This window comes from Mycobacterium sp. UM_CSW, from assembly GCF_000455205.1.
GTDB lineage: Bacteria > Actinomycetota > Actinomycetes > Mycobacteriales > Mycobacteriaceae > Mycobacterium.
In genome coordinates this window covers 1-15,319 of record NZ_AUWQ01000012.1, presented here as the reverse complement: position 1 = coordinate 15,319, position 15,319 = coordinate 1, and the positions used below count along the sequence as shown (strand labels likewise).

The 15,319-nt window shown below is 67.4% G+C and carries 16 protein-coding genes; 11 read left to right on the top strand and 5 right to left on the bottom strand.

Features of this window, described 5'->3' with window-relative positions; genetic code table 11:
- Positions 1 to 7: 7 nt before the first annotated feature.
- Entirely contained in the window at positions 8 to 874 is an 867-nt protein-coding gene (locus tag N415_RS04895; RefSeq protein ID WP_068177784.1) for an LLM class flavin-dependent oxidoreductase, read from the top strand.
- Here N415_RS04895 and N415_RS04890 read toward each other — a convergent pair.
- Positions 837 to 1,556 (bottom strand): SDR family oxidoreductase, encoded by a 720-nt coding sequence (locus N415_RS04890; protein WP_068177781.1) that lies wholly within the window; start codon positions 1,554 to 1,556, stop codon positions 837 to 839. The two genes, N415_RS04895 and N415_RS04890, sit on opposite strands and share 38 nt — an antisense overlap.
- A 5-nt stretch (positions 1,557 to 1,561) precedes the next feature.
- On the bottom strand, positions 1,562 to 2,395 hold the full coding sequence (locus N415_RS04885; protein ID WP_068177779.1) for an FCD domain-containing protein: 834 nt from the start codon (positions 2,393 to 2,395) through the stop codon (positions 1,562 to 1,564).
- 62 nt (positions 2,396 to 2,457) lie between these two features.
- Between N415_RS04885 and N415_RS04880 the strand changes: the two genes are divergently transcribed.
- The 3 genes from N415_RS04880 to N415_RS04870 are packed head-to-tail and all read left to right on the top strand — an operon-like array spanning position 2,458 to position 5,539.
- Positions 2,458 to 4,848, top strand: coding sequence for a CoA transferase (locus N415_RS04880; RefSeq protein ID WP_152531248.1), 2,391 nt, complete (start codon positions 2,458 to 2,460; stop codon positions 4,846 to 4,848).
- Positions 4,849 to 4,866: 18 nt separating this feature from the next.
- Positions 4,867 to 5,058 (top strand): ferredoxin, encoded by a 192-nt coding sequence (locus N415_RS04875; protein WP_046185638.1) that lies wholly within the window; start codon positions 4,867 to 4,869, stop codon positions 5,056 to 5,058.
- A 40-nt stretch (positions 5,059 to 5,098) separates the two neighbouring features.
- A complete protein-coding gene (locus tag N415_RS04870; RefSeq protein WP_068177778.1) occupies positions 5,099 to 5,539 on the top strand; it encodes a nuclear transport factor 2 family protein in 441 nt (146 codons plus the stop codon).
- A gap of 1 nt (position 5,540) precedes the next feature.
- On the opposite strand, the gene N415_RS04865 is transcribed toward N415_RS04870, so the two are convergent.
- The gene (locus tag N415_RS04865; protein WP_068177776.1) at positions 5,541 to 6,791 is read right to left on the bottom strand and encodes a cytochrome P450; all 1,251 of its coding nucleotides are present in this window, start codon (positions 6,789 to 6,791) and stop codon (positions 5,541 to 5,543) included.
- 108 nt (positions 6,792 to 6,899) lie between these two features.
- Here N415_RS04865 and N415_RS04860 point away from each other — a divergent pair, with 108 nt between their 5' ends.
- From N415_RS04860 to N415_RS04835, 6 genes are all read left to right on the top strand, one after another.
- Entirely contained in the window at positions 6,900 to 8,027 is a 1,128-nt protein-coding gene (locus tag N415_RS04860; protein ID WP_152531247.1) for an aromatic ring-hydroxylating dioxygenase subunit alpha, read from the top strand.
- A complete protein-coding gene (locus tag N415_RS04855; RefSeq protein ID WP_068177774.1) occupies positions 8,027 to 9,592 on the top strand; it encodes an AMP-binding protein in 1,566 nt (521 codons plus the stop codon). Before N415_RS04860 ends, N415_RS04855 begins: the two co-directional genes overlap by 1 nt.
- 91 nt (positions 9,593 to 9,683) lie before the next feature.
- Positions 9,684 to 10,109 carry a nuclear transport factor 2 family protein gene (locus N415_RS04850; protein WP_068135445.1) on the top strand — a complete coding sequence of 142 codons (426 nt, stop codon included), beginning with the start codon at positions 9,684 to 9,686 and terminating at the stop codon, positions 10,107 to 10,109.
- 59 nt (positions 10,110 to 10,168) lie between these two features.
- Positions 10,169 to 10,642, top strand: coding sequence for a MaoC family dehydratase N-terminal domain-containing protein (locus tag N415_RS04845; RefSeq protein WP_068178111.1), 474 nt, complete (start codon positions 10,169 to 10,171; stop codon positions 10,640 to 10,642).
- The gene (locus tag N415_RS04840; RefSeq protein WP_068177773.1) at positions 10,639 to 11,076 is read left to right on the top strand and encodes a MaoC family dehydratase; all 438 of its coding nucleotides are present in this window, start codon (positions 10,639 to 10,641) and stop codon (positions 11,074 to 11,076) included. Before N415_RS04845 ends, N415_RS04840 begins: the two co-directional genes overlap by 4 nt.
- Positions 11,069 to 11,602: a maleylpyruvate isomerase family mycothiol-dependent enzyme gene (locus N415_RS04835; protein ID WP_239645450.1), complete on the top strand. Its 534-nt coding sequence runs from the start codon at positions 11,069 to 11,071 to the stop codon at positions 11,600 to 11,602. The genes N415_RS04840 and N415_RS04835 overlap by 8 nt, the downstream gene beginning before the upstream one ends.
- Here N415_RS04835 and N415_RS04830 read toward each other — a convergent pair.
- On the bottom strand, positions 11,597 to 13,063 hold the full coding sequence (locus N415_RS04830; protein ID WP_068177769.1) for an aldehyde dehydrogenase: 1,467 nt from the start codon (positions 13,061 to 13,063) through the stop codon (positions 11,597 to 11,599). The genes N415_RS04835 and N415_RS04830 overlap by 6 nt on opposite strands.
- 97 nt (positions 13,064 to 13,160) lie before the next feature.
- On the opposite strand from N415_RS04830, the gene N415_RS04825 reads away from it, so the two are divergent.
- Positions 13,161 to 14,507: a secreted hydrolase gene (locus N415_RS04825; protein WP_068178107.1), complete on the top strand. Its 1,347-nt coding sequence runs from the start codon at positions 13,161 to 13,163 to the stop codon at positions 14,505 to 14,507.
- Between the two features lie 58 nt (positions 14,508 to 14,565).
- On the opposite strand, the gene N415_RS04820 is transcribed toward N415_RS04825, so the two are convergent.
- A partial coding sequence (locus N415_RS04820) for an SRPBCC family protein (RefSeq protein WP_275450749.1) occupies positions 14,566 to 15,319 on the bottom strand: 754 nt, incomplete at its 5' end.

The window sequence follows — 15,319 nt, the reverse complement described above, 5'->3', positions numbered from 1 at the left end:
TGGGCGCATGGTCGAGTGGTATCTGTTCCTGCCCCAAGTACGGTTGTCGGCCGCCGACATCACGGAGCGGACGCTTCATGCCGAGGCCGGCGGTTTCGACGGGGTGGCGTTCATCGATCACCTCGAGGCGCCCGGGCTGCCCGACGAAACCATTTGGGAGGCAATGGGCATCGCCACCTGGGTGGCCGCCAAGACGGAGCGGCTGCGGATCGGCCACCTGGTGCTCTGCGACGCGTTCCGGCATCCGGCCGTGCTCGCCAAACAAGCCGTCACCCTCTCAGACGCGTCGAACGGCAGATTCGACCTCGGCCTCGGCGCGGGCTCCTGGCCCGCCGAATTCACCAGATTCGATGTGGGTGAGCAGGATCCGAGGGCCAGGGTCGCACAGCTCGGGCGCCACATCGAGCTGATCCGGCAGTACTGGGGCGACGCGCCGGGGGAGGCCGCGCAGGTCCCGCGCAGGTCCCATCCGATACCGCTGCTGCTGGGCGGCACCGGCCCCCGGATGATGGAACTCGTTCGTAAATACGCGGATTGGTGGAATCTGCCGGCCAACCATCTCGACAAATTGCCCGACCTGGCCCCCGCCGCGGGCACGGCGCGCGTGTCGATGCAGCAGATGGTGGGATTTGTCCGGACAGGCAGCGATCCGGACAAGGTGCGCGAGGTGAGCACCCGGCGATTTGGCAATCTGGGCTCGGGACTGGTCTGTGGTGATGCCGACGAGCTGATCGCGCACTTCGGCGGTCTGGCCGCCCGGGGCGTCGAGCGGTTCTACGTGTGGTTCGCCGATTTCGCCGCGCCGGAATCCCTGCGCGAGTTCGGCGAGTCGGTGATCAAGGGGTTCGCTGGCGCCGGCGGCGGGCTTCCGTAGGCACGACCGGCGGCCGCGCGTACGGACCGCGCTGCACGGCCGACAGCCGGATCTCCGGCAGGTCGACCGACGGGTCGACGGTGTCCAGCCAGGCGACCGCCTCGGCGACGTCGGACACCTGGATCGCGTACATCTCGAAGGGAACGTCCTGCAGCATCTCGGTTTCCACCGGGCCGGGCGTCACGATGTGCACGGCGATCCCGTCACGGTCCACCTCGAGCGCCAGGGCGCGGGCGAACGCGTTCATGCCGGCTTTCGACGCGGAGTAGGCGGTGCGGGCCATCATCGGCTCGTGCGCCGCGGAGGACGAGATGAACACGAACCGTGAGCCCGCGCGCATCCGGGGCAGCGCGGCGGCCGTCACCACGAAGCAGGAATCCAAGTTGGCCGAGATGATGGCCCGCCACTGGTCGAATGTCTGCTTGCGCGCGTATGTTCCGCCGAGGGTGCCGGCCGCGTGCACGACGAGGTCGATCCGCTCCAAACTGCTTATGGCAGAGGCGAACCCGTCGGGATCGGACGCGTCGGCGACGATGTGGCGGGCACCGAGTTCCTCGGCGGCCGCGCGGAGCGGGGCCTCACGCCGCGCCGAAAGCACCACGTCGTAACCGAGCTCGCTGAGCTTGCGGGCGCATCCCTTCCCGATCCCGCCGCTGCCACCGGTGACTAGTGCGGTTCGCATCGACGTCAGGGGCGCCGGACGTCCCGCGGGCGCGACCCCGAACGTGAAAGAGCCTGCGGCGACAGCGCATGGATGCGTTGATCGGGCCGACCCGACAGCACGTAGGTCTGCGCGTCGGCGAGATGGCGGCCCGCGATGCGGCGGGCGCGGTCGACGTCGCCCTCCGCGATGGTGTCGGTCAGCTTGATGTGGGTGGCAAGCACGGCGCGGCGCTGCGTCAGCGAGGGGTAGGTGCCGCGCGCCGAGCTTTCGTCGGCCCACTGCTGCTCGTGGCTGGTCCACAGCGTCTCCAGGCTGCCGACCACCGCGATGATGGTGTGATTCCCGCAGCCGCGGACGACGAGATCGTGGAATTCACGGCCGATTTCGGTGAAGAGCCGCCCGTCGTCGAGATTTTCCGCCATCGAGTCGTTGACCCGCTTGAGCTCCGGCACCAGCGTGTCCGCGCGGTCGGGGCGCTGGGCGGCCAGCGCGGCGCAGGCGGGTTCGAGTTCCCGCAGCGCGAAGCCCAGGTCGGCCACCTGCACGGACTCGCTTTGCAGCAACAGGCCGAGCATGTAGGCCGCGCTGGTCTTCGCGGGCGCGTGCACCACGGCGCCGCCGCGGTTGCCCCGCCGGACCGACACCAGGCCCTCGGTCTCCAGGATCCGCAGCGCCTCGCGCAGCGAGACCAGGCTGACGTTGAACTGCTCGACGAGCACCTCCTGGCGCGGCAGCAGATCGCCGTCGGCGAGCTCACCGTCGATGATCTGACGGCGCAACTCGTCGGCTACGATTTCGGCGATCCGCGGCGCCGACAGTCGGCGACGGGCGTCTTGGCCAATTCCCAGGGCGGTCATCCAATCCTCGCGGGGTGCTCGACTGGCTTAGCTATTTTAGCAGTAATGGTATAAATAGCCGCGTGAGGCGCGAGGCCGACAGCCGGCCGACCCCGCTCGACGGATTGCGTGTCGTCGAGATCAGTGACCGGATAGCCGGCGACTACTGCGGCAAGCTGCTCGTCGACGCCGGGGCGCAGGTGCGCAAAATCGAACCGCCGCAAGGGGATTGGCTGCGGCGGTACTCTGCCAGCTGTTCGCCCGTGCCGGGCGGCGAGCCGTCCCCGTTCTTCAGCTACCTCAATGCCGGCAAGCGCAGCCTGACCGTCGCCGCGGACTCCGAACGCTATCGCGCCGAGCTGGCCGGAGCCGACGTCGTGGTGGTCACCGCGGGCCGGTCTCGGGCCGCGGCGCTGGGAGTCGACCCGCAGCGGCTGCTGGCCCATTCGCCGCGGGCGATCGTCGTCACGATCTCCGACTTCGGTTGGACCGGACCCTACGCCGAACGCGCCGCGAGCGAATTCACGTTGCAGGCGTGGGCCGGTTCGCCCGGCTTTCGCGGCGACCCCGACGGGCCTCCGATCGCGATCGGCGGCGACCTGGGGGAGTACATGGGCGGCGTCTACGCCGCGTTCGGTGCGCTGGCCCTGCGTCGCCGAGTCGAGCGTGGCGGCCCCGGCGAGCATCTCGACCTGTCGATGCTCGAGGCAATGACCGCGATGCAGAGCAGCGAATGGTTGCATTCGCAGCTGCTGCGCGTTCCGCCCGTGCGCCGCACGTTGGAGGTGCCCTCGATCGAACCGGCCAAGGACGGCTACGTCGGCATCACCATGGTCACCGGGCAGCAATGGCTGGACTTCTGCGCGATGGTCGAGTGCCCGCAGCTGGAGGAGATCGAACAGCTGCGGTTTCAGATCGGCCGGTGGTCCTACCGCGACCTGATCCGCGAACACATCGGACCGTGGCTGGCCGAACGGACCGTGGCGGAGATCGTCGAATTCGGTCAGCTGTTCCGGTTGCCGATCGCGGCGTTGGGCAACGGCTCCACCATCCGCGACATGGAGTACGTGCGGGAGCGCGGGGTGTTTATGCCCAACCCGGCCGGCTTTCACCAGCCGCGCCCGCCGTGGCTGATGGCGGCGTGCGCGCCCCCGCCGCCGGGCGCCACCCCGTCGCCGGGTGAGGCCAACGACGAACCGGCCTGGGAGAGAAGCGAATCCGATCAGATGCCCACTTCGCCGGGTCTGCCGCTGGAGGGCCTGCGCATCATCGACCTGACGGCGTTCTGGGCTGGGCCGGCCGCGACCCACCTGCTGGCCGCGTTCGGCGCCGACGTCGTCAAGGTGGAGTCCATCCAGCGGCCCGACGGCATTCGCTACTCCGGCGGGATGCGCACCGACGTGGACGACTGGTGGGAGTACGGCTGGGTGTTTCACGCGATGAACACCAACAAACGTTCCGTCACACTGGATTTGGGCTCGGATCGCGGACGCGAGCTGTTTCTGGATTTGCTAACCGGCGCCGACGTGGTGATCGAGAACTTCTCGCCGCGGGTGATGGACCAGTTCGGCCTCACCGCGGAGGTGCTGCTGAAGGTCAACCCGAAACTCGTCGTCGCCCGGATGCCGGCGTTCGGCTTGGACGGTCCGTGGCGTGAACGCGTCGGATTCGCCCCGACCATGGAGCAGATCGCCGGCCTGGCCTGGGTGACCGGGTTGCCGGAGGCCCCGCCGGTGACGCCGCGCGGAGCCTGCGATCCGCTGGCCGGCGTGCACGCCGCGTTCGCCGTGCTGGCCGCGCTGAACTTCGCTGAACGCACCGGCACCGGCCAGCTGCTCGAGCTGCCGATGTTGGAGACGGTGCTCAACGCCACCTCGATACAGGCGATCGAAGCCGAGGTGTTCGGGGTGACGCTGGGTCGGCGCGGCAATCGTGGTCACGGGGAGGCGACCCAAAACATCTACCGGTGCGCCGGTGACGACGACTGGATAGCCGTCACGGTGCGCGACGACCGGCAGTGGCAAGCCCTGGTCGACGTGATGGATCGTCCCGCCTGGTGCGACGAAGGCCTGGCGACGGTGGCGGGGCGGCGGGAGCGGGCCGACGACATCGATCGCCGGCTGCGGGGTTGGTTCGCCGCGCAACCGCTGGAACCGACGGTGGAGCGGTTGGCCGGCGCGGGCGTTCCCGCCGCGCCCGTCGTGTCGCCGTCGTTGGTGACCGAGAACCCCCAACTGCGCGACCGGGGATTCCTGGAGGCTCTGAACCATCCGAGTACCGGGCCGGGCCTGTATCCGTGCCCGCCGTTCGCGAAGCTGGCCGGCCAGGACAAGTGGCTACTACGCCCGCCGCCGCGGCTAGGCGAGCACAATGGGGAGGTACTGCGCGATCTGTGTGGACTGACCGACGACGAGCTGGCAAACCTGGCCAGCGACAAAGTGATCGGGACCCGCCCGGCGGGCCTCAAAAGATAACGGTGAGGAGGTCGCCTGATGCGCGTTACGGTCGACGAGAACCTGTGTGAGGCCAACGGCTTTTGCGAATCGCTCGCCCCGGAGGTGTTCGAGCTGGGCGACGAGGACGTGGTGCAGATCGCGGACGGTCCGGTGCCGCCGCGGCTGGAGATCGATGTGCGCGCCGCGGTGGACCAGTGCCCCAAGGCCGCGCTGCGGCTGATCGACTGACGGGCGCCACCATGTCGGCGGCGCACCGTAGAGTGCGGGCATGCCGCCGAGGGACATGTCCAAGTACGCCGCGATGCGCCCTTATTTCGAGGTCGTCGCCGAGGCACTGAACGGGTTGGTCGACGGGACCGACTTCTTCGACATGCACGCCAAGGATGTGGTGGTCGAGTACGTCATCACCGTCCCGGATCACCCGCGCCGCATCGTCGGCCGCGAGGCGCTGGCCGAGCTGTACGCCGACTACGGGGAGTCGATCGTCCAGAGCGGCAGCAGCGACGTGTACCGCTATTACGACCCGGAGAAGTCGGTGGTGATTCTCGAGTACACGATGCACGGGACAGTGGTGCGCACGGGCGCTCCGTACGTCAACCGATTCATCTCGGTGATCGCGGTCAAGGACCGCAAGATCGTGCACTGGCGCGACTACCTGGACCCGTTGGCGGTGTTCGCCGCGTTCGGGGACGCGCCGGCACCCTATTGAGTCACCGCCGCGCTCCCACCGAGATCGCCATCTCGTCATAGATCGACATGTTGGTGAGCAGATTCGGATGGGCCACCTTGGCCGGACCGAGGGCGACGTCGTCGCAGCGCAGCAGCAGTTCGTCGAAGACCGCGCGGAGTTCCGCGCGCGCCAGCATGGCGCCCAGGCAGTGGTGTGGTCCGCCGCCTCCGAACGCCACGTGCGGGTTGGGCTGACGCCCGATGTCGAAGGTGAAGGGTGAGGGGAACACCTCCTCGTCGCGGTTGGCCGAGCGCAGCATGGACACCACCCGCTCGCCCTTCGCGATGTGCTGGCCATCCATCTCGACGTCGACCTTGGCGGTGCGCGTCCAGTAGGCCACCGGTGACGCCCAACGCAACACCTCCTCGACGGCGCTCGGCCGCAGCTCCCCCCGCGCGCGGTACCGCTCGATCTGCTCGGGGTTCTCGACGAACGCCTGCAACCCGATGGCCAACGCGTTCTTGGTGGTGTCGCTGCCGGCGAATGTCAGCACGAAGAAAAAGAACTCGAGTTCGTTGGCGGGCAAGCTGAATTCCTCGCCATCCTCGCCGGTGATCACCGCGGAGGCCAGTGTGCTCCAGATGTCATCGGTGGGACGGCGCCGCTTTTCCGCGGTGAGCTCCATCGCGTACCCGAAGATGGTGGCGTAGAGATCGGTGTAGTCCTGAAACGTCGGCCGGGCCCCGGGCGCATTGGCTTTCAGGATGCTGTCCAGGCAATCGAAGATTCGCGGCCGGTCTTCTTCCGGTATGCCGATGATGTCGCCGATGACCGTCATCGGCAGCGCGTCGGCGACGTCCTCGATCCAATCGCCGCCGCCCTCGGCGAGTAGGCGGTCGATCATCCGCGCGGCGCGCGCCCGGATGCCGTCCTCGAGTTTGGCGATCGCGCGCGGGTTGAACGCGTTCGAGATCAGCTTGCGGCGCTTGTTCAGATCCGGCGGGTCCATGTTGATGATCGTCGGGTACGACGAGAACATCCCGACCGGCTGGATGAGCGGGCCGTCGACCGCGGTGAAGGAATCGGTATCACGATGCAGGCGCACCGCGTGCCGATGCTTGGTGGCCACCCAGAATTCCCGGTGGACCGTCTTGGAAAAGAGCTGAGTAACGCCCGGGGTCATCTCGTGCCGAAACAGCGGACGGGAGCCTCGCAATTCGGCGAACAGCTCGTCGGGAAAACCATTGCGCCACAAGGCAAGATCGGATAGATCCACCGCCGCAGCCGTCATCTGAACCCCGCTTCTGGCGCCATGCCGGCACCTCACCGGCGCCGCGTTGACGTTCAATGCTTAAGATAGTAAAAATAGAGCCTATCGTCGAACCCGCTGGGAGGGGTCGTGACGGACACAATTTCGGACTCGGCATCAGAGTCGGCCGCAGATCCTTCGGAGCGTGAATTCGGGCAGGCCGGTATCGCGCTGTCTACCTACCGGTTCCCGACGGGCTGGTTCATCGTCGCGTTCGGCTCGGACCTGCCTCCCGGTGAGGTCAAGCGCGCGCACTACTTCGGCGAGGAGTTGGTGCTCTTCCGCACCGAATCCGGCCAGGTGCACGTGATGGACGCGTACTGCCAGCACCTCGGCGCCAACCTCGGCGTAGGCGGCACCGTCGAGGGCGAGAACATCGTCTGTCCCTGGCACGGCTGGCGGTGGCGCGGCGACGGCACCAACGCCCTGATCCCGTACAGCAAGATCGGCTGCAAGAACAACGTCCGCATCCGCACCTACCCGAGCATGGAGTGGTACGGGTTCATCCTCGCGTGGCACGAGCGGCATGGGCGCGCGCCATATTGGCAGCCGCCGGTGCTGCCCGAGCTCGAAACCAATGAGTACTACCCGCTGCACCCGCACACGCAGATGCTCAACCGGGTCAAGGTGCACCCGCAGATGATCATCGAGAACGCCGCCGATCCCTACCACGTGCAGTACGTGCACAAGGCCGCCAATCCCGCCACCACCTCGTCGTTCGAGGTCTCCGGATACCACCTGCACGCCACCGTCAACGCCCATTTCGGCGGCGGCCGCGCCTCGACCTGGCTGACCCCGAACGGGCCGGTCGACGCCAAGATCATTTACGACAACTACTCGTTGGGACTCGGCCTGGTTCGGTTCCCCAGCGAGCTGGTGGCCACCGTGCAGGTGACCGGGCAGACGCCGGTCGACGAGGACTACACCGACTACTTCTACACGCAGGCTTCGATCCGCGAGCCCGGCGACACCGGCGACGCACCCACCGGCCGCGCCGCCAAGTTCCTGGCGCTGCAGCAAGAGGTCATCAAGCAGGACTTCTTCACTTGGGAGAACATGAAATACCTCGAAAAGCCCAACCTGGCACCCGAAGAGGCGCACGACTATGCCGCCCTTCGCCGCTGGGCGCACCGCTTCTACCCGGGCCCGCAGCCCTCGCCGTCCGACTTCGGCTACACGGCCGACGGCGAACCCGACCCGGCGGCCGCGAAAGCCTGATGCCGGGACCGTCGGATTTCGGCGTCGACAGCTTCACCGTGCCGGCCGTCCTGGATCGGCGGGCGGAACAGCACCCCGACCGGGTGATGATGTCGATCGCCGGCGTGGACGTGACGTTCGAGCAGATGCGCCAGCGGTCCCGCGCGGCGGCGCACGTGTTGGCCGGTTTGGGCGTCGGACCCGGCGATTGCGTGGCGCTGTTCACCGCCACCTGCCCGGAATGGGTGTACTTCTGGCTGGGCGCGGCGCGCATCGGCGCGGTCAGTGCCGCGGTGAACGCCGCGAACAAGGGCGATTTCCTGCTGCACACGCTGCGGTTGTCGCGGGCCAGGGTGATTCTCACCGACCCCGAGCGCCGGCCCCGCGTCGACGAGGTCGTCGGGCAGCTGGACACGGTGACCGGCGTTGTGGTGCAGGACGATTCGCTCACCGCCACGTTGCACCTCGACGCGGACGTTCCGGTGACCGAAAGCCCGGTCGGGCCGGCCGAAGTGGGGGTGTTGTTCTTCACCTCTGGCACCACCGGGCCGTCGAAAGCGGTTGCCACGACGTGGCATTACTTGTTCTCGGTCGCCGCTACCGCCGCCGCCGCGTGGGAATTCGGCCCGGGGGAGGTGCTGTGGACGGCGATGCCGCTCTTCCACCTCAGCGCGGCACCCAGCGTGCTGGCACCGATGCTGGTCGGTGGAACGACCGTGTTGGCCAAGGCATTTCATCCCGGCGAGGTCTGGGACGACATCCGCGCCTGCGGGGCCATCGGTTTCGCCGGTGCCGGCGCCATGGTGTCGATGCTGCAGAACCTGCCCCCGGATCCGCGGGACGCGCAGCTCCCGCTCCGGTTCATCTCCGCCGCACCCATCGACGCGGATGCCTACCACGAGATCGAAAAGCGTTATGGCTGCCGCATCGTCACGATGTACGGCATGACCGAGGCCTTTCCGGTCGCCGTCAAGGGCGTGTCCGACGAAGGCGTCCCCGGGACCTCGGGCCGGCCGAATCCGAACTTCGAGGTGCGCGTCGTCGATGAGCGCGGCGACCCGCTACCGCCCGGCGCGGTCGGCGAGATCACCTGCCGTCCCAGGCACCCGCATGTCATGAGCGAGGGCTACGTGAGCGAGGGCTCGCGGGTGGAGCCGCACCCGGAGTGGTTTCGCACCGGTGATTTGGGCCGACTCGACGCCGATCGGAACCTGACATACGTGGACCGCATCAAAGACTCGTTGCGCCGGCGCGGCGAAAACATTTCCTCGGTCGAAGTGGAGGCCGTCGTCATGCGCCACCCCGCGGTGGCCGAAGCCGCGGCGGTCGGGGTGCCCAGCGACTTGGGGGAAGACGACATCCTGTTGATCGTGACGGTGCGCCCCGGGGCGACCCTGGACTACCCGGAGTTGCTCGACTTCTGCACCACCCGGATGCCGTACTTCTGCGTCCCGCGATTCGTCGAGGCGCTGGATGAACTGCCCAAGAACGTCATCGGGCGAGTGCGTAAAGACGTGTTGCGCGCTCGCGGACTGGGTCCGGGCGCCTGGGATCGTGAGAAAGCGGGGTATATCGTTCGCCGGTAAGTTACGTTAATGTTACGTAATCGTCGGTAAGTTAATTTATTGTTACGTAACTACCCCTTGTTGGGCGTCGTCCAGAGAGGCTGCACACCACATGACCATGACCTATCAGGAACAGCAGATGCTCCAGGCCGCCACGGCCCGCGCTGCCATCCTGGATCTGACCGCCCGGCACAACAGGGCCTACTCCGACGGTGACCGCGACCGCTGGATCGCCACGTTCCGCCACGCCGGCGCCAGCTATACCCGCGATGGTGACTTGTTCACCGATCTGCGCGCAGCTTTCGACGGCGGCGACGGGCAGCGCCTGGTCACCCTCGATCACGAGATCCGCATCGACGGCATCAACGCGAGCATGCGTTGCGTCGCGGTGCTGTTCGCCGCGATGTACGGCGACACCACCCTGCGGGCCACCGGAACGTTCCGGGACACGCTGATCTACGAGCGCGGCGCCTGGTACTTCACTTCCCGTGCGCTCGAATGGGATTCGGTGCCCAGCCGGCATCCGCTCGTCATGTGAGTGAGGATCACGACCTCAGCTACCAGCTAGCCTTTGGTAGCTACGAAGACGCGCTGCGCATGGTCGGCGCGAAGAGCGAACCCCGCACCGCGGCGACCCCCGTCAGCGGCGCACGCATCCAGCTTTTTGCCGCGATGGTCCACGACGGGAACCGATCGTATTGGGATGCGGAGTTTGCCCGGGAGACGTGGGGCGGGCTGCTCGCCCCGCCGGCCCTCCTGATGGGTTGGCTGATCCCGCCGCCCTGGCAGCCGACGGGCAGGCCGCCCGCGGCCTCGGTGGTGCTGCGGGTGCCGCTGCCCGGCACCACGTTCATCAACGCGGCCAACGACGTTGAGTTCCTGCGGCCCATCGTCGAGGGAGACGTGCTCACCGCCGTCGAGGAGCTGGTGTCCGTGTCACCGGAGAAGCGGACCCGGCTGGGGGTCGGTCATTTCGTCGAGACGCTGGAGACCTATACCCGTCAGGACGGCGCCGTGGTGGCCACGTGCCGAAACACCCTGTTCCGGTTCACGCCGGACGGCGCCTCGTGACCGACCTGGACTGGAACACGATCGACGTCCCCGTTGACTTGCCGGAGGTGGTCGATCACGTCAGCTACCAGCGAGTGGTCGAGAACGCCGGGGCGACATGGGACTATTTCCCGGGACACTTCGACCCGAGTTACGCCCAAAATCAAGGCAACCCAACGATTTACGTCAACACCATGCACCTCGCGGGGTTCGCCGACCGGGTCGCCACCGACTGGGCGGGCCCGAGCAGCCGTGTGGTGCGCCGCTCGATGCGGCTGGTCGGCTCGGTGTACGCGGGAGACACGATGATCGGGCGCGGGCGGGCTCTGACCAAGCGGCGGGACATCTCGGTGGATCCGCCGCGCTGCCTTGTTGACATCGAGATCCAGGTGACCAATCAGCATGGCGCCCTGTGCTGTCCGGTCGAGCTCACGCTGCAGATGCCTTGTGGTTGACGGTGTAAGCGAACTGCACCTGGCGGTGTGCCGCCGTTTCGGTGAGGCCGTTGCCGCAGCGGAGGGCAAGTGGGACCGTCGCTCACCCTGCGATGCGTGGGACGCCCGAGGAGTGCTCGAGCACGTGATCGGCTTTCACGACGTACTTCTCCTGCGGCCCCTCGGGCTGAAACCCGACCGGCCCCGGGACGAGCCGCAGGCGCGTTGGCAATTGACCTATGACTCGCTGACCGGGGCGCTCGAATCCGGTAGTGCGACGCGGCTGGACACCTACCGGCTGATGCCGAACCTGACCCGCGATGTCGTGGTGCACACCTGGGACCTCGCCCGCGCGGTGGGCGCCGACGATCGGCTGGATCCCGGCTGGTGTGAAAGGTTTTACGCCGCCTTGCCGCCAGACACCCGAGAGCTGACCGCGTCGGGGATGTTCAAGGCGCCGGTTGCGGTGAACGACGAAATGGACGTGCAGGCAAGGCTTCTCGCACGGCTGGGCCGCGACCCCGCGTGGCGACCGCCCGGGCTATAGCGGCGGCAGCTTGCCCTTGCACACCAGCGTCTGAAGCTCGACGTACTCGTGCAGGCCCTCCGGTCCGAACTCGCGTCCGATGCCCGATTGCTTGAAGCCGCCGAACGGGGCGCCGATGTCGAGGGTGTACATGTTGATGCCGTAGGTGCCGGTGCGGACCCCGGCCGCGACCTCCAAGCCGTGGGCGATGTCAGCGGTCCACACCGAACCGGCCAGACCGTAGTCGCTCTCGTTGGCGATCCGGATGGCGTCGTCCTCGTCGCGGTAGCGCAGCACGGTCAACACCGGTCCGAAGATCTCCTCCCGGGCGATGCGCATGTCGTTGGTGGCGTCGGCGAACAGCGTCGGCCGCACGTACCAGCCGCGCCCCGACGGACTGTCTTCGCCGCCGAGCACGACCCGGGCCCCCTCGGTCTTGCCGGAGTGGATGTACTCCTGCACCCGACGTTGTTGCCGTTGCGCGACAAGGGGTCCGATATCGGTGGCCTCATCGGCCGGATCGCCGACGTTGAGCGACGACATCATCTCGGCGAGCGCGTCGACCACCTCGTCGTGACGCCGATCGCTGACCAGGATGCGGGTCTGCGCGACACAGGCCTGGCCGTTGTTCATCAGGCCGGCGGTTTTCAGCCCGGCCACGGTCTTGCCGATGTCGGCGTCGTCGAGAATTATCGCCGCCGACTTGCCGCCCAGCTCGAGGCTGTAGCGCTTCAGCTGCTCGCCGCACAGCGCGGCAATCCGGCGCCCGACGGCGCTGGAACCCGTGAACGCGATCTTGTCCACACCGGGATGGCGGACCAGCGCCTCGCCGACCTCGGGTCCGCCCGGCAGCACCGAGACCACCCCGTCGGGCAGGTCCAGTTGTTCGATCATTTCGGCCAACCACAAAGCGTCCAAGGGCGTTTCGGGCGCGGGCTTGATAATCACGGTGCAACCGGCGATCAGCGCCGGGATCAGCTTGGGCATGATCAGGAACTGCGGCACATTCCACGGCACGATCGCCCCGACCACCCCGACGGGTGCCCTGCGCAGGTGCACTTCCCCGAGCACGCCCTGGCGGCGCTCCGTCCAGGGAAAGTCGCGCGCGGCGGCCAGGGCGAGATGGATCAGCGAGGCAGCGGCGGCGCCTTGACCCAGCCGGCTGAAGCTGCGCGGAGAACCCATCTCGTCGGTGATCAGGTCGGCCATCTCCTCGATGTGGCCGCCGTAGATCCCGGCGAGCTGCTCGACCTTGGCCATCCGATCGGCGTGGGTCATGCGGGGCCAGGGGCCGTGGTCGAAAGCGCTTCGCGCGGCGGTGACGGCGGCGTCGACGTCCTCGGGCCCGGCCGCCTGGACGTGGCCGATCGGCTCTTCGGAGTGCGGCGAGGTCACGGCGAGCTGTTGTGGGTTGACGGGCTTGCGCCACTGCCCCCCGATGAAGAGTTCGTTATAGGAACGATGGCCGGGATTGTCTGTCATCGGGGCACTTCCTCGGGGAATGGGACCGCGACCGCAATTTCGCTATTGACGCTAACATAGTGAAAAAAGCAGGATGGCGCCGTGGCAAGGAAGCGACATGGATAGCGACTGGCGCACTTACCCGTTCCGGTTGGTTCCCGACGATCCCCAGCTGGACTTCCCCGCCGCCGAAGGTGAACATGCCGACCAGGAGTCGGACACCTGGTTCATCGCCGGGCAGCTCGATGCCGCCGAAAGCGGCCGCTCGTTTGCCTTCCTGACCATCTTCAACAAGAACCGGCCGGGTGGAACGATCGTCGCGGATTTCTACACAATGGCACTGTTCGACCTCGACACCGGCGACTACGGCACCTACACGGACTACGACATGCCGCCGGCGAACATGGAGCCGGGGGCCGAGCGCAAGCTGAGCATGGCGCCGGGTTACCTCGACCTGAGCTACCACAGCGGCGCGGGAACCGCGTCGTGGAGCGCCTGCCGCAACGGCGACGGGGAACTGCTGCCGTTCACGTATCGCGTCAGCCTGGTGGGCGAGGACCACGCCGGCCGGCCGATGCGGCTCGACCTGGCCGTAACCCCAACGCGCGCACCGACACCGGTGGGTGCGTCGACCTACAACGGGAAGATCGTCTGCTTCGGCCAAAGCGACACGTACTCGTACTTCCAGACCGGAATGGCGATGACGGGAACGCTGCGCTGGGGAGACGTCGTCGAGCAGGTCTCCGGCAGCGGCGGGCACGTCGACCGGCAGTGGTTCCCGAAGTACGCCGGCGGCGGGGGGAGCGGGGGAGACCCCCGGGCGAGGTCACACGAGTGGCGCACCATCAACTTCGACAATGGCGTGGACCTGAGCATCTGGCGGCAATTCGACCGCACGAACGGCAATGCGCTGCAACCGTTTACCGGCGTCACGACCAGCTACCCCGACCCGGCCACGCCGCCCGACTGCGCGGAGGACGTCGAGATCACGATCCACAGCTACGTCCGGTGGCCGAACGCGGTGCGTCCGCTGGTGCGGCCCGTCGCATCGGCTCGATACATGCCGGACCGCCACCGGATCCGCTGCGCCACACTGCAACTCGACATTATCGGGGAACCGTTGGTGGCGGCCCCGGCGCACGGCCTGCCGATCGAGTACATGGAAGGTCCCTACCGTTACCAGGGGACGCTGTGGGGCAATCCCGTGACCGGCTTTGCCTTCAACGAGCGCTCGTTCGCGCTGTATCGCGATTGGGAGTTGGTCGAGGTGCTGGCGACCACTCTCGCGAACGTCGAACCGACCGCCCCGGAGCTGCAGACGATCGTCGACCGGGTGGTGCCGTTGGTCGCCGCCGGCCGTCGCGCTGAGGCGGTCGAACTGCTGAGTGGCGCGGCTCCCGTCGTAAACGGGGCGCTGGCAACGATTCTCGAGGACCTGATCGCCGTCTTGTCCGAGCAGAATTGAGGGACTCCGCGCCGAGCCTGTAAATTCGCAGGCGTTCACTCGCGTTTTCGCTGCAAATTTACAGTCTCGGCGCGAGCGCTTGTGCCCAGGTGATGTGGCGGTGCTGCAGCCCCGGTTCGTTGCGGCCGAACACCAGGTGATCCCGGGCGCCCGACTCGAGGTTGGCCTGCAGGCCCTCGGCCAGTCGGTAGTCCTCGTCGCGGACCGTGGCGTGGGCGTACTCGAAGACGGCTCGTGCGCCGGCCGCCACGGACTCGTCGGACAGGTCCAGCGGTGTCGAGTTCTGATGCACGGTGATCGACCGACCGGGCCGGTCGCCCGGGTAGATGCGGAAGAGCTCACCGTTGGCGATCGTCACGGACAGCACGATGTTCGGGAACAGCGCGTAGATCACGACCATGTTGTGGAACGGGTCCCATTGCTCTTCGGGAATATCGTCGAGGTCCAGGATCGTGTTGAGCGGGAAGATCAACCGGTGATGGGGGCCGAACGCGTCGAACACCGTGCAGTTGCTCCGGGCGATGGTGGCAAAGGTTTGTCGATGCACGGTGGCGAAATGGTAGTTCTCCGCGAAGGTGTCGGCCGCCAGCTTCCAGTTGATCGGAAAGTCGAGCACCTTCTCGCCCAACGGGGACCACCTGCCGATGCCCCAGGAATCGAGCTCATCGGCCAGCGGCCCCAGATGCGCGGCGACGTCCAAGGTCGCGCCGGGATCCAAAGCGACCCAAAGGAATCCGGCATATTCGGCAGCCGGCAATTCCGTCAAACCATCGGACTTGATCGACGCCGTCTCCGATGGGCGCCGACCCGCT